29 protein-coding genes are annotated in these 20,322 nt (G+C 41.7%); 28 read left to right on the top strand and 1 reads right to left on the bottom strand.

Annotated features, from left to right (window positions below; translation table 11 throughout):
- Positions 1–2 precede the first annotated feature (2 nt).
- From rplV to rplQ, 23 genes are all read left to right on the top strand, one after another.
- Positions 3–404: a 50S ribosomal protein L22 gene (rplV, locus tag VQ048_RS04230; RefSeq protein WP_327610438.1), complete on the top strand. Its 402-nt coding sequence runs from the start codon at positions 3–5 to the stop codon at positions 402–404.
- Between the two features lie 8 nt (positions 405–412).
- Positions 413–1,138, top strand: coding sequence for a 30S ribosomal protein S3 (gene rpsC, locus VQ048_RS04225; RefSeq protein ID WP_327610437.1), 726 nt, complete (start codon positions 413–415; stop codon positions 1,136–1,138).
- Positions 1,139–1,241: 103 nt separating this feature from the next.
- The gene (rplP, locus tag VQ048_RS04220; protein ID WP_327610436.1) at positions 1,242–1,667 is read left to right on the top strand and encodes a 50S ribosomal protein L16; all 426 of its coding nucleotides are present in this window, start codon (positions 1,242–1,244) and stop codon (positions 1,665–1,667) included.
- A gap of 11 nt (positions 1,668–1,678) precedes the next feature.
- Complete coding sequence (gene rpmC / locus VQ048_RS04215; RefSeq protein ID WP_327610435.1) at positions 1,679–1,867, top strand: 50S ribosomal protein L29; 189 nt, start codon at positions 1,679–1,681, stop codon at positions 1,865–1,867.
- Between the two features lie 11 nt (positions 1,868–1,878).
- The gene (gene rpsQ, locus VQ048_RS04210) at positions 1,879–2,133 is read left to right on the top strand and encodes a 30S ribosomal protein S17 (RefSeq protein WP_002661338.1); all 255 of its coding nucleotides are present in this window, start codon (positions 1,879–1,881) and stop codon (positions 2,131–2,133) included.
- On the top strand, positions 2,133–2,501 hold the full coding sequence (gene rplN / locus VQ048_RS04205; protein WP_327610434.1) for a 50S ribosomal protein L14: 369 nt from the start codon (positions 2,133–2,135) through the stop codon (positions 2,499–2,501). Before rpsQ ends, rplN begins: the two co-directional genes overlap by 1 nt.
- Positions 2,502–2,522: 21 nt before the next feature.
- Entirely contained in the window at positions 2,523–2,843 is a 321-nt protein-coding gene (rplX, locus tag VQ048_RS04200) for a 50S ribosomal protein L24 (RefSeq protein ID WP_327610433.1), read from the top strand.
- A gap of 3 nt (positions 2,844–2,846) precedes the next feature.
- Complete coding sequence (gene rplE / locus VQ048_RS04195; RefSeq protein ID WP_327610432.1) at positions 2,847–3,398, top strand: 50S ribosomal protein L5; 552 nt, start codon at positions 2,847–2,849, stop codon at positions 3,396–3,398.
- Positions 3,399–3,401: 3 nt separating this feature from the next.
- Positions 3,402–3,671: a 30S ribosomal protein S14 gene (gene rpsN, locus VQ048_RS04190; RefSeq protein ID WP_327610431.1), complete on the top strand. Its 270-nt coding sequence runs from the start codon at positions 3,402–3,404 to the stop codon at positions 3,669–3,671.
- Positions 3,672–3,802: 131 nt separating this feature from the next.
- On the top strand, positions 3,803–4,201 hold the full coding sequence (gene rpsH / locus VQ048_RS04185) for a 30S ribosomal protein S8 (protein ID WP_327610430.1): 399 nt from the start codon (positions 3,803–3,805) through the stop codon (positions 4,199–4,201).
- A gap of 17 nt (positions 4,202–4,218) precedes the next feature.
- Positions 4,219–4,764 carry a 50S ribosomal protein L6 gene (rplF, locus tag VQ048_RS04180; RefSeq protein WP_327610429.1) on the top strand — a complete coding sequence of 182 codons (546 nt, stop codon included), beginning with the start codon at positions 4,219–4,221 and terminating at the stop codon, positions 4,762–4,764.
- Positions 4,765–4,778: 14 nt separating this feature from the next.
- Positions 4,779–5,126 carry a 50S ribosomal protein L18 gene (gene rplR / locus VQ048_RS04175; RefSeq protein WP_327610428.1) on the top strand — a complete coding sequence of 116 codons (348 nt, stop codon included), beginning with the start codon at positions 4,779–4,781 and terminating at the stop codon, positions 5,124–5,126.
- A 19-nt stretch (positions 5,127–5,145) separates the two neighbouring features.
- Positions 5,146–5,670, top strand: coding sequence for a 30S ribosomal protein S5 (gene rpsE, locus VQ048_RS04170; RefSeq protein WP_327610427.1), 525 nt, complete (start codon positions 5,146–5,148; stop codon positions 5,668–5,670).
- A gap of 16 nt (positions 5,671–5,686) precedes the next feature.
- Positions 5,687–5,863, top strand: coding sequence for a 50S ribosomal protein L30 (gene rpmD, locus VQ048_RS04165; protein ID WP_327610426.1), 177 nt, complete (start codon positions 5,687–5,689; stop codon positions 5,861–5,863).
- 102 nt (positions 5,864–5,965) lie between these two features.
- The gene (rplO, locus tag VQ048_RS04160; RefSeq protein ID WP_327610425.1) at positions 5,966–6,415 is read left to right on the top strand and encodes a 50S ribosomal protein L15; all 450 of its coding nucleotides are present in this window, start codon (positions 5,966–5,968) and stop codon (positions 6,413–6,415) included.
- Between the two features lie 18 nt (positions 6,416–6,433).
- Positions 6,434–7,813 (top strand): preprotein translocase subunit SecY, encoded by a 1,380-nt coding sequence (gene secY / locus VQ048_RS04155; RefSeq protein WP_327610424.1) that lies wholly within the window; start codon positions 6,434–6,436, stop codon positions 7,811–7,813.
- 9 nt (positions 7,814–7,822) lie between these two features.
- Entirely contained in the window at positions 7,823–8,038 is a 216-nt protein-coding gene (infA, locus tag VQ048_RS04150) for a translation initiation factor IF-1 (protein WP_120488268.1), read from the top strand.
- Between the two features lie 71 nt (positions 8,039–8,109).
- Positions 8,110–8,226, top strand: a complete 117-nt coding sequence (gene rpmJ / locus VQ048_RS04145; RefSeq protein ID WP_007839480.1) for a 50S ribosomal protein L36 — start codon at positions 8,110–8,112, stop codon at positions 8,224–8,226.
- Between the two features lie 9 nt (positions 8,227–8,235).
- Positions 8,236–8,613 (top strand): 30S ribosomal protein S13, encoded by a 378-nt coding sequence (rpsM, locus tag VQ048_RS04140; RefSeq protein WP_327610423.1) that lies wholly within the window; start codon positions 8,236–8,238, stop codon positions 8,611–8,613.
- Positions 8,614–8,624: 11 nt separating this feature from the next.
- Entirely contained in the window at positions 8,625–9,014 is a 390-nt protein-coding gene (gene rpsK / locus VQ048_RS04135) for a 30S ribosomal protein S11 (protein ID WP_327610422.1), read from the top strand.
- A 92-nt stretch (positions 9,015–9,106) separates the two neighbouring features.
- A complete protein-coding gene (gene rpsD / locus VQ048_RS04130; RefSeq protein ID WP_327610421.1) occupies positions 9,107–9,715 on the top strand; it encodes a 30S ribosomal protein S4 in 609 nt (202 codons plus the stop codon).
- A 36-nt stretch (positions 9,716–9,751) separates the two neighbouring features.
- On the top strand, positions 9,752–10,747 hold the full coding sequence (locus tag VQ048_RS04125; protein WP_327610420.1) for a DNA-directed RNA polymerase subunit alpha: 996 nt from the start codon (positions 9,752–9,754) through the stop codon (positions 10,745–10,747).
- A 6-nt stretch (positions 10,748–10,753) separates the two neighbouring features.
- The gene (gene rplQ, locus VQ048_RS04120) at positions 10,754–11,272 is read left to right on the top strand and encodes a 50S ribosomal protein L17 (protein WP_327610419.1); all 519 of its coding nucleotides are present in this window, start codon (positions 10,754–10,756) and stop codon (positions 11,270–11,272) included.
- 64 nt (positions 11,273–11,336) lie between these two features.
- On the opposite strand, the gene VQ048_RS04115 is transcribed toward rplQ, so the two are convergent.
- Entirely contained in the window at positions 11,337–11,708 is a 372-nt protein-coding gene (locus VQ048_RS04115) for a hypothetical protein (protein WP_327610418.1), read from the bottom strand.
- Positions 11,709–11,832: 124 nt separating this feature from the next.
- On the opposite strand from VQ048_RS04115, the gene VQ048_RS04110 reads away from it, so the two are divergent.
- The 5 genes from VQ048_RS04110 (at position 11,833) to VQ048_RS04090 (ending at position 20,270) form a co-directional block, all read left to right on the top strand.
- Positions 11,833–14,781, top strand: coding sequence for a SusC/RagA family TonB-linked outer membrane protein (locus VQ048_RS04110; protein WP_327610417.1), 2,949 nt, complete (start codon positions 11,833–11,835; stop codon positions 14,779–14,781).
- 21 nt (positions 14,782–14,802) lie between these two features.
- The gene (locus VQ048_RS04105) at positions 14,803–16,269 is read left to right on the top strand and encodes a RagB/SusD family nutrient uptake outer membrane protein (protein ID WP_327610416.1); all 1,467 of its coding nucleotides are present in this window, start codon (positions 14,803–14,805) and stop codon (positions 16,267–16,269) included.
- A 174-nt stretch (positions 16,270–16,443) separates the two neighbouring features.
- Positions 16,444–17,736, top strand: a complete 1,293-nt coding sequence (gene eno, locus VQ048_RS04100; RefSeq protein ID WP_327610560.1) for a phosphopyruvate hydratase — start codon at positions 16,444–16,446, stop codon at positions 17,734–17,736.
- Positions 17,737–17,937: 201 nt separating this feature from the next.
- Positions 17,938–19,224, top strand: coding sequence for a citrate synthase (locus VQ048_RS04095; RefSeq protein WP_327610415.1), 1,287 nt, complete (start codon positions 17,938–17,940; stop codon positions 19,222–19,224).
- Positions 19,225–19,355: 131 nt separating this feature from the next.
- Positions 19,356–20,270 carry a dimethylarginine dimethylaminohydrolase family protein gene (locus VQ048_RS04090; RefSeq protein WP_327610414.1) on the top strand — a complete coding sequence of 305 codons (915 nt, stop codon included), beginning with the start codon at positions 19,356–19,358 and terminating at the stop codon, positions 20,268–20,270.
- Positions 20,271–20,322: the final 52 nt, after the last annotated feature.

The raw sequence follows: 20,322 nt of genomic DNA, 5'->3' as shown, positions 1-20,322 counted from the left end.
TCATGGGATCAAGAAAACAAGATAGCGCATTAGCTAGAAAAATAGCAAACAAGGATGTTGTAAAAGCTCGTCTTAACGATTGCCCTTCATCCCCTAGAAAAATGAGACTCGTTGCCGATATCATCCGTGGGGAGAGCGTAGATAAAGCTCTTTACATCTTGAGATATTCTAAAAAAGAAGCTTCTAACAAATTGGAAAAACTTCTTCTTTCGGCTATCGCAAACTGGCAAGTGAAGAACGAAGGAGCGGATATTGAAGAGGCTAACCTTTTCGTTAAAGAAATTTACGTGGATAGCGCAAGACAATTAAAGAGACTAAGACCAGCTCCACAAGGTAGAGGGTATAGAATCAGAAAGAGAAGCAATCACGTTACGTTAATTTTAGACTCAAAAGATAATAAATAATTCAAGGTATGGGACAGAAGACAAATCCAATTGGTAACAGACTAGGAATCATCAGAGGATGGGATTCTAACTGGTTTGGCGGAAACGATTACGGAGACCGTATCGCGGAAGACTACAAAATCAGAAGATACCTTGAGGCAAGATTATCTAAAGGAGGCGTTTCAAGAATTTTCATCGAGAGAACCTTGAAACTGGTAACGGTAACCATTACAACGGCAAGACCGGGATTGATCATCGGTAAAGGAGGTCAGGAGGTTGACAAATTGAAAGAAGAGTTGAAAAAACTTACCGGTAAGGAAGTTCAGATCAACATTTTTGAGATTAAAAGACCGGAATTGGATGCCGTATTGGTGGCTGACAGCATCGCGAAGCAAATCGAAAACAGAATTTCTTACCGAAGAGCCGTTAAAATGGCTATTGCTTCAACCATGAGAATGGGAGCAGAAGGAATTAAGGTACAGATTTCTGGACGTTTGAACGGTGCAGAAATGGCAAGAAGCGAATCTTTCAAAGAAGGAAGAATCCCATTGTCTACATTCAGAGCCGATATCGACTATCATTGGTCTGAGGCGCACACTACTTACGGTAGATTGGGCGTTAAGGTATGGATCATGAAAGGCGAGGTGTACGGAAAGAGAGAGCTTTCCCCACTGGTAGGACAACAGAAAAAGTCTGGTGGAAGATCGGAGAGAGAATCCGGCAGAAGACCAAGACGAAACAATAACAATAATTAATCAGAAGTTAGAAGCGAGAAATTAGAAATTAGAACTTCCGTTACAAGAACTGATTGAAAATTTATCTAACATCTAACATCTAACATCTAACATCTAAAAGATTATGTTACAACCAAAAAGAGTAAAATTCCGTCGTGTTCATAAAATGAAGATGAAAGGAAATGCGCAAAGAGGAAACCAATTGGCGTATGGTACTTTCGGAATCAAGGCTATGGAAGGCGCATGGATTACTGCAAGACAAATCGAGGCGGCTCGTATTGCTGCAACGCGATATATGAAAAGAGAGGGGCAGCTTTGGATTAAAATTTTCCCGGATAAGCCAATCACCAAGAAACCAGCCGAAGTACGGATGGGTAAAGGTAAAGGTGCTGTGGAATATTGGGTGGCTGTTGTAAAACCTGGTAAGATTATGTTCGAAGTAGGAGGCGTACCTTACGAGGTAGCGAAAGAAGCGCTTCGTCTTGCGGCACAGAAATTGCCAGTAGTGACTAAATTTGTCGTGGCTAACGATTTTGTTAAACCTCAATAATCTTTGAAGAAATGAATAAAGCTGACATCAAGAATTTAAGCGTTGCGGATCTTCAGAACCAACTGGCTGCTTTGAAAGCCGATTACAATAAGATGAAATTGGCTCACAAGATCAGTCCGATTGAAAATCCGATCCAGATCAGAGATTTGAGAAAAACAATCGCAAGAGTACAAACCGAATTAACCGCTAAACAACAATAATTCATTTTACAATGGAAAGAAATTTAAGAAAAGAAAGAATCGGAGTGGTTTCCAGCAACAAAATGGAAAAAACTATTGTTGTAAGCGAAACGATGAGAATGAAACATCCAATGTACGGTAAATTCGTATTGAAAACGAAGAAATACACCGCACATGATGAAAACAACGAGTGCAACGAAGGTGATACAGTTCTTATCCAAGAGACTAGACCTTTGAGCAAGAATAAAAGATGGAGATTAGTAAGAATCATTGAAAAAGCTAAGTAATGTTACAAACAGAATCAAGATTAAAAGTTGCTGATAACACAGGTGCTAAGGAGGTATTGGTTATCAGAGTTCTGGGAGGAACCAGAAGAAGATATGCTTCAGTTGGTGATAAAATCGTAGTGACTATCAAGGATTCTACACCATCCGGAAACGCAAAGAAAGGACAAGTTTCTAAGGCTGTAGTGGTGAGAACCAAGAAGGCGGTTAGAAGAAAAGACGGATCGTATATTTCTTTCGATGACAATGCTTGCGTTCTTTTGAATGCGGCAGGAGAGATGAGAGGAACCCGTGTTTTCGGTCCTGTGGCGAGAGAGCTTAGAGATAAGGAATACATGAAGATCATTTCATTGGCCCCTGAAGTACTTTAATGTTTTAAAATTTTAGAAAAAATGACTAAAGTTAAAATTAAAAGAGGAGATAACGTTATCGTTACGACCGGTAAAAATAAAGGGAGCAAAGGAGAGGTTCTTCAGGTTATCCGCAAAGAAGGACAAGACCCTAGAGTGATTGTGGCAGGTGTAAACATCGTGAAAAAACACGTTAAGCCTTCTGCTTCTAATCCTCAAGGGGGTATTGTAGAGAAGGAAGCTTCCATCAATATTTCCAATGTGGCTCTTTTGGACTCCGAAGGAAAAGCGACAAAGGTTGGCTACAAAGTGGAAGGTGATAAGAAAGTAAGAATTGCTAAAACAACCGGTAAAGAAATCTAAATTATGGAATACGTAGCAAGACCAAAACAACTATATAAAGAGAAAATTGTTCCTGCAATGATGGAAGAATTTGGGTACAAAAGCATTATGCAAGTACCTAAGTTGGTGAAGATTGTGGTATCCCAAGGTTTGGGTGCGGCCACTGCAGACAAGAAAATTGTAGACTATGCCGTGGAGGAACTTACCGCAATTACCGGGCAGAAAGCTGTCGGGACTTTGTCTAAGAAGGACGAGGCGGCTTTCAAGCTAAGAAAAGGGATGCCTGTAGGAGCAAGAGTAACGCTAAGATCGGACAAAATGTACGAGTTCTTGGATCGTTTGACTTCTTCTGCACTTCCTCGAATCAGAGATTTTAGCGGAATTAAAGCTGACGGTTTCGACGGAAGAGGAAACTATAACCTTGGTATTACCGAGCAGATTATTTTCCCTGAGATCGTAATCGACAAAGTGAAAAAAATCCAAGGGATGGACATCACTTTCGTAACGACGGCTCAGACGGATAAAGAGGCGAAAGCATTATTAACTCACTTCGGTTTACCATTCAAAAAGAACTAAGAAATGGCTAAAGAATCAATGAAAGCGCGTGAGCGCAAAAGAGAAGCACTGGTTGCTAAATATGCTGAGAAAAGAAAAGCTTTGAAAGAAGCTGGCGATTACGAAGCATTGCAAAAACTTCCTAAAAACGCTTCCCCAGTAAGATTGCACAACCGTTGCAAGCTAACCGGAAGACCAAGAGGATACATGAGAACCTTCGGGATTTCTCGGGTAACGTTCCGTGAGATGGCCAACCAAGGTCTTATTCCGGGCGTTAAAAAAGCAAGTTGGTAACAATTTAGATTAAATCGAGATAATTAAGTTTGAAGGCCGAGGCGGAAAGAGGCTTTTCTTTCGGGGCGGGTCGCTTTCCGTTGGTTTTCAAATACTGATTATCATTAACCAATAACAACAAAAAAAGAAAAATGGTAACAGATCCAATTTCAGATTTCCTAACAAGAGTAAGGAACGCACAAAGCGCAGGCCATAAAGTGGTGGAAATTCCTGCATCGAAAATCAAAAAGGAGATTACGAAGATTCTATTTGACCAAGGTTACATCACAAACTACAAGTTTGAGGATAACAATGTTCAGGGAACGATCAAAATCGCTTTGAAGTATGATAAACTAACCGGAAAGCCGGCTATCAAATCTATCCAGAGAGCTTCTCGTCCAGGTTTGAGATACTATGCTGGTTCTTCAGAACTTCCAAGAGTTCTTAACGGGCTAGGGATCGCTATTATCTCCACTTCCAAGGGAGTGATGACGGGTAAGCAAGCGAAAAATGAAAATGTTGGCGGCGAAGTAATCTGCTATGTTTATTAATTTTTAAAAAAAGGAAAATGTCAAGAATTGGTAAAGCAATTATAACGATTCCTGCCGGAGTTACAGTCACTGAGAAAGACGGTGTAGTAACGGTAAAAGGTCCTAAAGGAGAGCTTACACAGGAACTTACCGGAGGAATTACCCTAGAACTGAAAGAAGGGGAACTTAACGTAAACCGTCCTTCAGATTCTAAACAACACAAGGCGCTTCACGGTCTTTACCGTGCGCTTATCAACAACATGATTGTTGGTACATCCGAAGGTTTCGAAAAGAAACTCGAATTGGTAGGGGTAGGATACAGAGCTTCGCATTCCGGTCAAAAGCTGGAGTTGGCTTTGGGATTCTCTCACGGTATCGTTTTGGAACTTCCTAGCGAGATCAAAGTGGATACATTGACTGAAAAAGGTAAAAACCCGATTATTACTTTATCGTCTCACGACAAGCAACTTTTGGGAATGGTTACGGCGAAAATCCGTTCATTCAGAAAGCCTGAACCGTACAAAGGAAAAGGGGTTAGATTTGTTGGAGAAATTGTTAGACGTAAAGCTGGTAAATCTGCTTAATAAATTGTAAGAAAATGGCACTGAATAAATTAGAAAAAAGATTAAGAATCAAAAGAAGAGTAAGAGGAAAAATTTCCGGCTCTGCTGAATTGCCAAGATTATCCGTTTACAAAAGTAATAAGGAAATTTACGCACAATTGATCGACGACAAAGAAGGAAAGACATTGGCATCGGCTTCTTCCAGAGCGCTTAATGCAAAAGGAACAAAGGTTGAAATCTCTGCAGAAGTAGGGAAAGCCATTGCAGAAAAAGCGAAAGCGGTAGGGATTGAAAACGTAGTGTTCGACAGAAACGGATTCGTATACCACGGTAGAGTGAAAGCTCTTGCGGATGGTGCGAGAGAAGGCGGACTTAAATTCTAATCATAAAATTTCGGAAATAATGTTAGGACTAGATAATATCGAAAAAGTAAAACCGGGAGGATTAGAACTTAAAGATCGTCTCGTAGCTGTAAACAGAGTAACCAAAGTAACCAAAGGAGGGCGTGCTTTCGGATTTTCTGCCATCGTAGTGGTAGGAGACGAGGCTGGCGTTATCGGTTACGGTTTGGGTAAATCCAAGGAAGTTGCTACGGCGATTTCCAAGGCGGTGGAAGATGCAAAGAAAAACTTGGTGAGAGTTCCTATTACAAAAGAAGGAACGATTTATCACGAAGTTTCAGCAAGATACGGAGGAGCGGACGTTTTCATGAAGCCTGCTTCCCACGGTACCGGAGTTATTGCTGGTAACACGGTTCGTATCGTTGTGGAATCTGCCGGTATCAAAGACATTCTTACTAAATCTAAAGGATCTTCTAACCCGCACAACGTTGTGAAAGCAACTTTCAAGGCGTTGTTGGACATCAGAACACCGGAAGAGATTGCAAGAATGAGAGGTGTATCATTAGACAAAGTATTTAAACACTAAAAAAGTTTCAGGACAAATGGCAACAATTAAAGTAAAACAAGTAAGAAGTGCTATTGGTAGAACTAAAACGCAAAAGAGAACCCTTGAAGCTTTAGGTCTTAGAAAATTACACCAAGTTGTAGAGCACGAAGCAACGCCTGCCATCCTAGGTATGGTTGCTGCAGTGAGTCACTTAGTCGAAGTTCAAAAATAAAAATAGAGAAAGAGAAAAGGGGCTTAAAAAATTCAAAGGAGTTTCTTCTCTGTATTTTCGAGTCTCTTCTCTCTCATCTTAACAATCCCAAATCTAACTAAAATGAAGTTAAACAACATACAACCGGCAAGCGGATCGACTCACAATTCTAAGAGAATTGGTAGAGGGCAAGGAAGCGGAAAAGGCGGTACTTCAACGAAAGGTCATAAAGGTCAGAAATCAAGATCAGGATATTCTTACAAGATTGGTTTTGAAGGAGGGCAAATGCCACTTCAGAGAAGATTGCCGAAATTCGGTTTCAATAATGTTAATAGAAAAGAGTTTAGAGGAATCAACTTGGATACCATACAAACCCTTATCGATACTAAAAACCTTACAGGAGAGATCACTAAGGAAGTTTTGGTAGCGAATGGCTTGGCTTCCAAAAACGATTTAGTAAAAATCCTTGGTAGAGGCGAGCTAAAATCTGGCGTATCGATTTCTGCCGACAAATTTACAAAGTCTGCTCAGGAGCTTATCGCTAAGGCAGGAGGTAAAGCAATTACTCTTTAATCTCTTTTTTAACAAGTAATGAAAGAATTTATACAAACACTTAAAAACATTTGGAGTCTTAAAGAACTTAGGGATAAAATCCTTTATACTTTAAGTCTGATCCTGGTGTATAGATTCGCATCTCATATTTCCCTTCCGGCGATTAACATCGCCGAGGTGGGAAGTCTTTTGGAGCAGTACCAAAACCAAGGAGGTAGCAAACAGGGAGCAGGACTTCTCGGTTTGCTTTCTTCATTTACGGGAGGAGCCTTTAGTCGGGCATCCATTTTGGCCTTGGGGATCATGCCGTATATTTCGGCATCGATTATTGTTCAGTTGATGGGCATGGCCATTCCTTATCTGCAAAAACTTCAGAAGGATGGACAAAGCGGACGCAATACCCTTAATCAAATCACGCGGTGGTTAACCATCGTGGTGTGTTTGGTACAGGCGCCGTTTTATCTTACTTCCATCACGCAGATGTTTATCCCGTATAGCCAGTTCCAATCGGCTTACTACGTGGATCCAAGTTCCGTAATGTTTTGGTTACCCAGCGTTGTTATTTTGGTCGCAGGATCGGTTTTTGCAATGTGGTTGGGTGAGAAAATTACGGATCGCGGTATAGGCAACGGTATTTCCATTCTTATTATGGTTGGTATTTTGGCGGATCTTCCTTCTTCTTTTGTACAGGAAGTGGCTACGCAAACCGGAAAAGGAGGAGCGGGAACCATTATGATTCTCGTAGAAGTATTGTTTTGGATGCTGGTGGTGCTTTTGGGGATTATCCTTTCGGTAGCGGTACGTAAAATTCCGATTCAGTATGTGAGTAGGGCTCAGGCGCGCGGTGGGGTTAATCGCAACTTGATGCAAGGGGCGAGACAATGGATTCCACTAAAACTCAATGCCGCGGGGGTGATGCCGATCATCTTTGCTCAGGCACTGATGTTTGTTCCCGGGTTGCTCACTAATTTGGACGAGACCAATACTTTCCTTGCTGGGTTTAAGAACGTATTTAGCTGGCAGTATAACGTTTTGTTTGCGTTTTTGATTATTGTCTTTACGTTCTTCTATACGGCGATTACCATTCCGGTAAATCAGATGGCCGACGATCTTAAGCGTAACGGTGGGCTGATTCCTAAGGTAAGACCAGGGAAAGAAACGGCTGATTATCTGGATAATATACTTTCCAAAATAACTTTGCCGGGTTCGATATTTTTAGCTATCTTTGCAGTCCTTCCGGCTCTTGTGTACGGAACATTGGTTCAGACGGATCGTTTTGCGCTGTTTTTCGGCGGCACGTCGTTGTTGATTATGGTGGGCGTTATCTTGGATACGGTTCAGCAGATTAACACGTACTTGTTGAATCATCACTACGATGGTTTGATGCAGTCAAAACTTTCAAGGACCACAAATTACTAATAAAGTATAATGGCTAAACAGAAACATATTGAACAAGATGGCGTAATCGTAGAGGCTCTCTCGAACGCCATGTTTCGCGTAGAACTGGAAAATGGGCATATTCTTATTGCCCATATTTCCGGTAAAATGCGGATGCACTACATTAAGCTATTGCCTGGCGATAAGGTAAGGCTGGAGATGTCCCCTTACGATTTGACGAAGGGGCGGATCACATTCAGGTATTAACCGGAATACATAAGGAGGAGGAGTCTGGAAGATTCCCCTTAGCGTTTGAAAAAAAGAAATACATATATCAAATGAAAGTTAGAGCATCTATTAAAAAAAGAAGTGCTGATTGCAAAATTGTACGCAGAAAAGGTGTACTTTTCGTAATCAACAAGAAGAACCCAAAATTTAAACAAAGACAAGGTTAACATTAAATTATGGCGAGAATTTCAGGTATTGATTTACCAAAAAACAAAAGAGGCGTTATCGGTTTAACTTACATCTACGGAATTGGAAGAAGCACAGCTTCTGAAATTTTGAAAGCTGCCGGTATCAGCGAGGACAAGAAAGTCAACGAATGGAATGACGATGAATTGGCTGCCATCAGAAACTACATCACAGAGAATGTGAAAGTAGAAGGAGAATTGCGCTCTGAGGTTCAATTGAACATCAAGCGTCTGATGGACATAGGATGCCAACGAGGAATACGTCACAGACTGGGACTACCTTTAAGAGGCCAAAGAACGAAAAACAATTCTAGAACCCGTAAAGGAAGAAGAAAAACTGTTGCTAACAAGAAAAAAGCAAGTAAATAATCGTTAGAATTATGGCAAAACAAACAAAAACAGTTAAAAAAAGAAAAGTAAAAGTAGAGGCGATTGGAGAAGCGCATATCCAAGCGTCTTTCAATAATATTATCATTTCTTTAACCAATAAAAACGGAGAGGTTATCTCTTGGTCATCTGCCGGTAAAATGGGGTTCAGAGGGTCTAAAAAGAATACACCTTTCGCGGCTCAAATGGCTGCCGAGAATTGTGCGGCAGTTGCTCACGAAGCGGGGCTTAGAAGAGTAAAAGTATTCGTTAAGGGGCCTGGTGCAGGTAGAGAATCTGCAATCAGATCCATCCACAACTCAGGAATTGAAGTTAGTGAAATCGTTGATGTGACTCCAATGCCACACAACGGATGTAGACCTCCAAAAAGAAGAAGAGTATAATCTGAAAAATTTTAAGTTTTTAAATTTTTAAGTCCTAAATGATTTCATTTACCCTTAAAAGTAAGAAAACTAAAATCTAAAATCCTAAAACAATGGCAAGATATATTGGACCAAAAACAAAGATTGCACGTAAATTCGGTGCGGCTATCTATGGTGATGATAAAAACTTCGAGCGAAGAAAAAATCAACCACCGGGACAGCACGGGCCTAACAAAAGAAGAGGTGCAAAACGTTCTGAATATGCAATTCAGCTAACAGAAAAACAAAAAGCAAAGTATACTTACGGTATCTTGGAGAGACAGTTTGCTAATCTTTACGATAAGGCATCTCGTTCTAAAGGGGTTACTGGTGAAGTTCTTTTGCAACTTTGCGAATCCCGATTGGATAACGTGGTTTACCGTTTGGGCTTTGCTAAGAGTAGAGCAGGGGCAAGACAATTGGTTTCTCACCGACACATTACCGTTAACGGAGAAGTGGTAAACATTCCTTCGTATTTGTTGAAAGCGGGCGATGTGGTGGCTGTGAGAGAAAAGTCTAAATCCCTTGACGTCATTGCCGATGCTTTGGCATCTAAATCGACTTACGAATGGTTGCAGTTCAACGACGAGAAGAAAGAAGGGACTTTCGTTTCAGCGCCTGAGCGTATTCAGATTCCTGAAGACATTAAGGAACAGCTGATCGTCGAACTTTACAACAAATAATCATTAAATCACATTTTTGCTCAACCCAACAATAATATGGCAATTTTACAATTCATAAAACCCGATAAAGTAATTCTATTAAACTCGGACGATTATAAAGGTCAGTTTGAATTCCGACCGTTAGAGCCGGGCTTTGGTCTTACCATCGGTAATGCTTTGAGAAGAGTGTTGCTTTCTTCTCTGGAAGGATATGCTATTTCATCTATCAAGATTGAAGGAGTAGAGCACGAATTTTCTACCATTCCGGGAGTCATCGAAGACGTTACCGAAATCATCCTAAACCTCAAGCAACTTCGCCTTAAGGCTAAGGCTGAGGGGCAGTCTGGTGAGCAGGTTGTAGCGAAGGTTTCCGGGCAAACTCAGGTGACTGGGGCGGATCTTGGAAAATCAATGAGTGGTTTTGAGGTTCTAAATACGGATCTAGTGATCTGTAATATGACCAAAGACGTTAACTTTGAGATTACCTTCAATATAGAGAAAGGCCGAGGGTATGTTCCTTCCGAGCAGAACAAGTCGAACAATGCGCCTTTGGGAACCATTGCGATCGACTCGATCTTCACGCCAATCAAAAAAGTCCAATATTCCGTTGAAAATTATCGTGTAGAGCAAAAAACAGACTACGAAAAACTGGTATTAGATATTGAAACCGATGGGTCGATCACGCCTCAGAATGCTTTGACGGAAGCTTCTAAGATTTTGATCTACCACTTCATGTTGTTCTCTGACGAGCGCATCACTTTGGAAACCGAAGCGGTGAAGTCTTCCGTACAATACGATGAGGAGACGCTTCATACGAGACAACTTTTGAAGTCCAAACTGGCCGATATGGATCTTTCCGTAAGAGCTCTTAATTGTTTGAAGGCGGCGGAAGTGGAAACCCTAGGAGAGTTGGTATCTTACAGTAAGTCTGATTTGATGAAGTTCAGAAATTTCGGTAAGAAATCTTTAACAGAATTAGAAGAATTAGTGCATTCAAAAGGTCTTAACTTCGGTTTTGACGTTGCAAAGTATAAATTAGATGCTGATAAATAATAAACAATGAGACACGGTAAAAAAATCAATCACTTAGGAAGAACGGCCTCTCACAGAAAGGCGATGCTTTCTAATATGGCTTGTTCTCTTATTGAGCATAAAAGAATCAACACGACGGTTGCCAAGGCTAAGGCTTTGAGAGTTTATGTTGAGCCCCTTTTAACTAAAGCAAAAGAAGATACAACACACAATAGAAGAACGGTATTCTCTTACCTTCAAAGTAAAGAGGCTGTTTCGGAACTATTCAGAACGGTAGCGCCTAAAATCGCTGATCGAAACGGAGGGTACACCAGAATCATCAAAACCGGATTCAGAGCAGGAGATGCTGCTGATATGGCTTTGATCGAACTTGTGGACTTCAATGAGTTGTATAATCCTAATGCAGAGGAGAAAAAGACAACCAGAAGAAGCCGTAGAGGTGGAGCCAAGAAGGCAGAAGCTGCTGCAACGCCTGCAAAGGAAGAAGTAAAAGCAGAAGAGCCTCAAACAGAAGCTTCAGAGACTACAGAGAAGACAGAAGAGTAATTTCTATCTTTTTTCAAATAAAAAGCGCAGTTAAAACTGCGCTTTTTTTATTTTTTGAGGTTTTTTATTGTCCTCTTGCTTTCTTGAGTTCGATTACCGCATTGCCTTGCAGGATAGTAAGGCTGTCGCCTTGGGATTTGATTTCGATGTCATGGGTTTTATAGATTGTTTCTTTGTCGCTGCTTTTTGTTTGTTCAGCACGGATGGTTTTTCCGTTACTTAGGATGGTGATAGTGTTTCCTTTCTCGGAAATCGTAAATGTGACGTTGGCATTGCTGCCGTCTTCGGCGACATAGCGGTATTGCTGCTCCTCAACTTGCGTCGGATTTTCGCTTTGAGTCAAAGAATCTGCTTTCAGAACGCTTTTGTTTCCGTTTTCTTTTCCGCAGCTGGATAAAATGCCTGCGGCTAGTAGAGTGAAAAATAGTCTTTTCATAACTTGAGATTAAATTACTTCTAAAGTTACAAAAAAATAATATAAAACGGATTATTTTTGTTTTATTTGTTTTTAATTCTGTTAAATTAGTATTTAATTATTATATTTGTAAAAACTAGTAAAAATGAGAAGACAAATTACAAGTGTATTGTCCTTGGTTTCGGTGTTCTCTGTTTGTCATTTTGCTCAAGCTCAGAGAAAGGCGGTGGACACAACGAAGACGAAGGATATTGAAGAGATCATTGTGGTAGCTTACGGAAAGCAAGCAAAGGAAACATTGGTGGGTTCGAATGCCGAGATTAAAGCAAAAGACTTTGCTCAGCGGGCGATGACCAATGTTTCACAAGCTTTGGATGGGGCCACGCCGGGGGTTCAGATTTCTACAGGGTCGGGGCAACCGGGAAGTGGGCCGGCGATACGTATTCGCGGGTTCAGTTCGATAAACACCAATAACGCTCCACTGTTTATTGTGGATGGAACAGTTTATAATGGCAACATTGCTAATATAAATCCGGATGATATTGAGTCTTTCAATGTATTGAAAGATGCATCGTCAACCTCTTTGTATGGTTCTAGTGCAGCCAACGGAGTTATATTGATAACGACGAAAAAGGGAAGGAAAGGGAGCGATCAGTTTAATTTCAATACAAGTTTTGGGGTGTCTTCACGCTCAATACCCGAATACGATCGTTTAAACGCGGCTCAATATTATCCCATTGTTTGGGAAGCGATACGCAATGGGGCAATGTATCGAGGAACAAACCCGATGACTCAGCAGCAGGCCAATGCTTATGCCAGCCGGGTTTTGATTTCCGAAGTTCTTAAAAATAATGTTTATAACGTGCCGGATGATCAGTTGGTTTTGGATGGCGTTCTTAATCCCAATGCGGCATTAATGTATGATGATTTGGACTGGCAGAAGGTTTTTTTTAAAACCGGAATGCGTCAGAGCTATGATTTAAATTATAGTGGGGCTAATAATAAAACGAGTTATTATGCTTCGATAGGTTATCTTAACGAATCGGCATACGCCTTGAAGTCGGATTATCAAAGAATGACGGCAAGGTTGAATGTTGAATCCCAATTGAAAAAATGGCTTAAATTGGGGTCTAATGTTGCGTTGTCTAATTCCTTCTCCAATCAGGCGGTGGATGGGACTCGTAGTAATTCTTCGTACGTAAACCCTTTTAATTGGACTCGGAATATTGGTCCGATTTATAATATTTACGCGAGGGATGCGGAAGGAAACTATATTTATGATTCCAATGGTCAGCGGGTGTTTGATCCTGCGGATCGCCGCGGGGTTAATGCAGCGGGGGGAAGGCATGTCATTCAGGAGACTTTACTCAATACCGATTACGATAAAATATACAATATAAATTCGCGTTTTTTTGCGGAATTTAAAATTTTACCTGAGCTTACGCTTACCACAAATGTGGGCTACGATACCAGAAATTATAAGAATATAAACTATAGAAACCGAATTGTAGGCGATGCTGCACCTGACGGAGCGGCCTCTAGGACCAATACGGAGTCGCAGACGCTGACTTTTAACCAACTTTTGAACTATACGAAATCCTTTGGCTCTCATAGTGTGAATGCTTTGCTTGGGCATGAAAGTATTTCCTATAAGTATGAATACGTCTACGGATATAAGAGAGGTCAAGTGGTGGATAACAATGATGAACTAATTAATTTCGTAACTCCTACCTCCTTGACCTCCTACAATCTTTTGTTGCCTAAAGAGGCTTATTTTTCGAGATTTAATTATGATTTTGCACGTAAATATTTGTTGTCGGCTTCGGTGAGGAGAGACGGTTCAGCAAGGTTTCATAAGGATGTTAGATGGTCTACCTTTTGGTCTTTAGGAGCAGGATGGAGGGTTGATCAGGAAAAATTTTTAAAAAACAGCAAGGCGATCAGTCAGTTGAAACTTCGGGCATCGTATGGAGAGGTCGGAAATGATGGAAGTTATAGTACTTCGATATCTTATTATGCTTGGCAGCCGTTGTATGCTTTAGGTTATAACAATTTGGATAATGCGGGGGTAATGCTTAATAGTGTTGGTAATCCAACATTGACATGGGAAAGTAATAAGCAGTTTGATGTTGCGTTGGAGTTTGGACTTTTCAACAACCGAATTTCCGGTAGTGTGGAATATTATAAACGAGGAACAGATGGGTTGATTTTTGCCGTTCCTAAACCGGACTCTTCGGGGAATTTGAGTCGAGATGAGAATGTTGGTGGCCTTGAGAATAGTGGGGTTGAGTTGGCTCTTAATGCGGATGTGATTCGGGGTACGAATTTTAAATGGAGCATTAATCTGAATGCTTCCACATTAACGAACCGAATTACTAAACTTTCTCAGGAAGAGATTATTTCAGGGACAAAGAAATATTCGGTTGGTGTATCTATTTATGATTATTGGTTGAGGCAATGGTATGGGGTTGATCCTTCGGATGGAATGGGGTTGTTTTATGCTTCGGACGAAGCGATTCAGTCAGGAAGTTCAACGATTCGGGAGATTAACGGGGCTAAGCTTACCACAAACCATAATGAGGCTAAGTATGATTATAGTGGATCGGTAATTCCTAAGGTATTTGGTAGTGTTGCGACGACTTTGCAATATAAAAGATGGTCTCTTTCGGCTATGTTTACATATCAATTGGGTGGAAGGACATACGATACCAATTATGCGAGTATGATGACGGGGTATCCTCAGGGAGAGGCACTTAATGTGGATATTCTTAATAGATGGCAGAAGCCTGGCGATATAACGGATGTTCCGCGTTTGGATGCATCGAACTATCAGAGTGCGGCACAAGGGTCTACAAGATGGTTGGTGAGTTCGGATTTTGTGACATTGAGGCAAATGACAGTATCCTATGATTTACCGAGAGAAATATTGGGAAGCGTGGGACTGAAGAACTTGAAGCTTTTTGCTAATGGAGAAAATTTGTGGTCGAAAACGGCTAGAAAAGGTTTGGAGCCGGTGCAATCTTTTTCGGGAGTTACGGCTAACCGGTTTATTCCTGCGAGAATTGTGAGTTTTGGATTATCAACTAGTTTTTAAATCAATCAAATTACAGTAGAAATGAAAAAAATATATAGCTATTTGGTTTTAGGAATTTTGTTGTTGTCGGTGTCCTCTTGTAGGGAAGATTATTTGGAGACCGTGCCAACGGATACCATCTCTTCGGAGAGTATTGTCGAAACGGCGGATAATATGATGCTTTCCATTAATGGGATGCATAGAAGTATGTACACACGGCAAAATAGGAATCAAGGGCAGTCGGGGCAATCGGGTATTATGATTATGTTGGATGCTTTGGGGGAGGATGTTGTTTTTACCACGACGGGGAACGGCTGGTTTGTGTCTACGGTGCGGTGGTTGGATCAGCAAAATGAGAACTCGTCTAATATGCTTTATCCTTGGCGGTTTTATTATATGCTGATTAGAAATGCGAATGTTTTGATTAATGGAGGTCAAAACGCTTCTGGTAGTGAGGTGGTTAAGCGTAATGCTTTGGGGCAGGCTTATGCTTTCAGGGCGTTTTCTCATTTTCAGTTGGTTCAGCTTTATGCTTCTCGGTACGATGGCACGCCCAATGCTAAAGGGATTCCTTTACGTTTGGAGGCGAACGATGATCCTTTGGCGCGTTCGTCTGTAGAGGAGGTTTATAAGCAGATTAATTTGGATTTGGATAAATCTTTGGAATTGCTAACGGGGGTTACTCGGGTTCATAAGTCTCATTTCGATGTTAATGTGGTGAGAGGGCTTAAGGCTAGAGTGGCGATGGTGTTGGGGAATTATGAAGTGGCGGCAGAACAGGCGAGATTGGCAAGGCAGGGGTATGCATTGATGGATAATGGAACGTACCTTTCGGGATTTAACAAGTTGGATAATAACGAGTGGATTTGGGGAAGTCAGATTAGAGAAGATCAGACGGCTCTCTTTGCTAATTTCGGAGCGTTTATGTCTCGGAATTTTAATTCGACGAATATACGTCAAAACCCTAAGGCTATGAACACGCTGCTGTACCGAAAATTTCCTAAAACCGACGTACGAACTCAGGTAGTGGATGAAACGGGGGCGCATGTTGGCTTGGGTCTTGCGAGAAACTTTAGTAAATACCCGTATACGAGTCAGAAGTTTTTATCGGTTAGCTCGGGGGACAGTCGGATGGATGTTCCGTACATGAGAGCGGCCGAGATGTACTTGATTGAGGCTGAAGCGTTGGCTAGAGCTGGGCGAGAGGTGGAATCTAAAGTGGTTTTTACGGAGTTTTCCAAGAATAGAAATCCTCAATATGTGGAAACGGCATCTGTGGGTGCGGCTTATATTACCGAAATTCTTGATAGTCGTCGGATTGAGTTGTGGGGGGAAGGTTTTAGGTTTTTGGATCTGAAGCGGCTGAATATGCCTTTGGACCGAAATGGGGCTAATCATTCTTCGGTAGTCATTAATAATATTTTTGATGTTCCGGCAGGAGATTCCAAATGGACGTTTTTGATTCCGCGTAGGGAGCTTAACTCCAATACTTTGCTAGAGCAAAACTAGTTTTAGATGAGAAAGAAGCTGATTTGTAAGATTAAATCGGCTTCTTTTTTTAAGATAAAAATCATCTGTACTTCATCTAAATATTCCTTAACTTTGCATAGATTACAAAAACGAAATCATTAATCCGCTGTTTGGGAGAGTGGTTTTCCGGCAGCAAAAAAAATGAAAAATACTATGAGTTACATTTCTTACATTGAAGCGAGGCAAATTTTGGATTCCCGTGGAAATCCTACGGTAGAGGTTGATGTGTTTACCGAGAGTGGGGCTATGGGAAGGGCTGCGGTTCCTTCGGGGGCTTCTACTGGAGAGCACGAGGCGGTGGAATTGAGAGACGGGGGTTCGGATTTTATGGGGAAAGGCGTTCTTAAGGCTGTGGAAAATGTGCGGGAGGTTATTGCGCCGGAGTTGATAGGTCTTCCTGTTTATGAGCAGAATTTTATCGATCAGATTATGATTGATTTGGATGCTACCAACAATAAGGGGAAATTGGGAGCTAATGCTATCCTCGGGGTGTCTTTGGCGGCAGCTAAAGCGGCGGCGGCAGAACTGAAGATGCCTTTGTATAAATACATTGGAGGGGTTAATGCCAATACGCTTCCTGTACCAATGATGAATGTGATTAATGGGGGATCTCACTCGGATGCTCCGATTGCTTTTCAGGAATTTATGATCATGCCGGTAAAGGCGGATTCTTTTTCTCATGCTCTTAGAAAGGGGACGGAAATTTTTCACCATTTGAAATCCATCCTTAAGGGACGTGGATTGTCTACGGCTGTGGGCGATGAGGGAGGATTTGCGCCTACTTTTGCGGGTACGGAGGATGCTTTGGATACTTTGCTTCAAGCGATTGAAAAGGCGGGGTATAAGCCTGGCGACGACGTGATGTTGGCATTGGATTGTGCCTCATCGGAGTTTTATAAGGACGGTCTTTACGATTATCGTAAGTTTGAGGGGGATAAAGGAGCTTGCCGGACAAGAGAGGAACAAGTGGCTTATTTGGCAGAGCTGACACAGAAATACCCTATCATTTCGATTGAGGATGGTATGCAGGAGAACGATTGGGAAGGCTGGAAACTTTTGACGGATAAAATCGGTAACCGGGTTCAGTTGGTAGGAGACGATTTATTCGTGACTAATGTGGAAAGACTTTCCAAAGGGGTTAACGAAGGGATTGCTAATTCGATTTTGGTTAAGGTGAATCAGATTGGTTCGCTTACGGAGACGTTGAATGCTGTTCAGATGGCTCAGCATAATCGTTATACGGCGGTGATGTCTCACCGTTCGGGGGAGACTGAGGATGCGACGATTGCGGATCTTGCGGTGGCGACCAATTGCGGGCAAATCAAAACTGGTTCGGCTTCTCGTTCCGATCGGATGGCAAAATACAACCAGTTGTTGAGAATTGAAGAGGCTTTGGGCGATACGGCTGTTTTTCCTGGTTTGGATGCCTTTAAAGTGAAGCGTTAGGAACGTTTACAAATAAATTTTAGCCCTTCGGTTTAGGCCGGAGGGCTTTTTCTATGGGGTTGATAGTGAAATGTTTTGGGGCTTATGAAGGGGTAAGAGGATTTGTGTATGATTGGAATAGATATAAATAATCATAAATAAAGGGCTTTGGCTTGATTTTTAGGTCCTTTTTGTTTATTTTTAGCGAAAATTTATAAGAAAATGTCAGATAACAAAGCTATATTGAGTTACGACGGTCAGTCGTTTGAGTATCCTATCGTGGAGAGTACTATTGGAGACAGAGGGATTGACATCTCTAAACTCAGGGATCAGACGGGGCTTATTACTTTGGATTTGGGGTATAAGAACACGGGGGCGACTCTTAGTGAGATTACTTATCTTGATGGCGATAAGGGGGAGCTTTACTACCGTGGGTATCCTATTGAACAGATTGCCGAGCAGTCTAATTTCACGGAGGTTATGTATTTGCTTTTGCATGGGGAGTTGCCTACGAAAGACCAGTTTGAGCAGTTTGAGAAAAATATTAAAGAATACAATTATGTTGCGGAGGAGATGAAGCGTATCATTGATGCCTTTCCTCGTTCGGCTCACCCTATGGGGGTGCTTTCTTCGCTTACGTCGGCTCTAACGGCTTTTAATCCGAAGGCGGTGGATGTGAGATCTAAGGAAGATTTGGATCATGCGGCTGAGATGTTGATTGCGAAATTTGCGCATCTTGCGGCTTGGACCTACAGAAAGACGAAAGGTTTACCGCTTAACCATGGCGATAACCGCCTGAATTATGTGGAGAATTTCTATCGGATGATGTTCAGGATGCCTAATGACGAGTTTGAAATTGATCCGGTTATTGTGGACGCATTGGATAAGTTGCTTATTCTTCATGCGGATCACGAGCAAAACTGTTCGACTTCGACGGTGCGTATGGTAGGTTCGGCTCATACGGGGCTTTTCGCTTCGATTTCGGCTGGGGTTTCGGCACTTTGGGGACCGCTGCATGGTGGCGCCAATCAAGCGGTGATCGAGATGCTTGAAATGATTGAAAAAGACGGTGGCGATGTTGCCAAATATGTTGCCAAGGCGAAAGACAAAGAGGATGGATTCCGCTTGATGGGCTTTGGACATAGGGTTTATAAGAATTTTGATCCTCGTGCTCGAATCATCAAGAAGGCGGCGGACGATATTTTGGGTAAATTGGGAATTCAGGATAAGGCTTTGGATATTGCGATGCAGTTGGAGAAAGTGGCTTTGGAAGACGATTACTTTGTGGAGAGAAAATTATATCCGAACGTGGATTTTTACTCGGGAATTATTTACCGTGCTTTAGGCATTCCTACGGAAATGTTTACGGTTATGTTTGCTTTGGGAAGACTACCGGGGTGGATTTCCCAGTGGAAGGAAATGCGATTGAAGGGCGATCCGATTGGAAGACCGAGACAGGTTTACCAAGGGGCAGCCAAAAGGGATTATGTTCCGATGGAAAAAAGATAACAAAAAAGGAGCTTCTGTTTTTCAGAGGCTCTTTTTTATGAGAGAAGGGCCAAGGAAAAACGAAATGATGGAAGGATAATTTTTCAGGTACTGGGGATTTCATTATATTTGCTTCATTCTCATTTATTTTTATGGAATTAAATATTAAAAACGAAACAGGAAGACTTAAGTCCGTTGTGTTGGGGCAGCCGAAATCTTTAGGTGCGGTTCCGACCTTGGAAGAGAGTTACGATGCGAAGTCGTATGAAACGATACAGAAAGGGGTTTACCCTACGGAACAAGATGTCACTTCGGAGATGCAGGCGTTCGAATCGGTTCTGTTGAAGCATGGGGTGGAGGTTCTTCGTCCGGAAGTCATCGAGGATTACAATCAGGTTTTTGCCAGAGATGTTGCTTTTGTGATTGATGATCGGATGATTATTTCCAATGTCATTCCGGATCGTGCTGACGAACAGGATGCGTACCGCAAAATTTTTGAGAAGGTGGCATGGCGTAAGATTATTAATTTGCCGGATTCGGCTCATGTGGAAGGAGGGGATGTGATTGTTTGGAACGATTTTATTTTCATTGGGACTTGTTTTAGCGAAGATTATCGTAATTTCAAAACGGCGAGGACTAACGAATACGCCATCGAAATATTGAAGGAATATTTTCCCAAGAAGCGCATCATCGATTTGGAATTGAAGAAGAACGATACGGTGCCTTACGAAGGGATTTTGCACTTGGATTGTACGTTTAATCCGGTGGGGAAGGACAAGTGTATTATTTATAAGGATGGTTTTGTTGACGAGAGCGACTATCGTTTGATTGTTGATATTTTTGGAGAAGACAATTGTTTCCATGTAACGCGTGAGGAGATGTACGAGATGTGTCCGAATATTTTCTCGATTTCACCGGAGATTGTGGTTTCGGATAAGGCTTTTACTCGTCTTAATGCCCATCTTAGAGAGGCGTGGGGTATGACGGTGGAGGAGATTCCTTACCGTGAAATTTCCAAAATGGGAGGATTGCTTAGATGTTCCACGATGCCTTTGGTACGGGAATAGTGGATGTAAAGGAATAGACAAATTAAAAAAGCGGCTATCGGTTACGATGGCT

Origin of the sequence: Bergeyella anatis, assembly GCF_036016955.1 — a bacterium.
Classification (GTDB): domain Bacteria; phylum Bacteroidota; class Bacteroidia; order Flavobacteriales; family Weeksellaceae; genus JAYWXI01.
The sequence above is the reverse complement of the archived record's forward strand: the minus strand, read 5'-3'. Positions and strand labels throughout refer to the sequence as shown.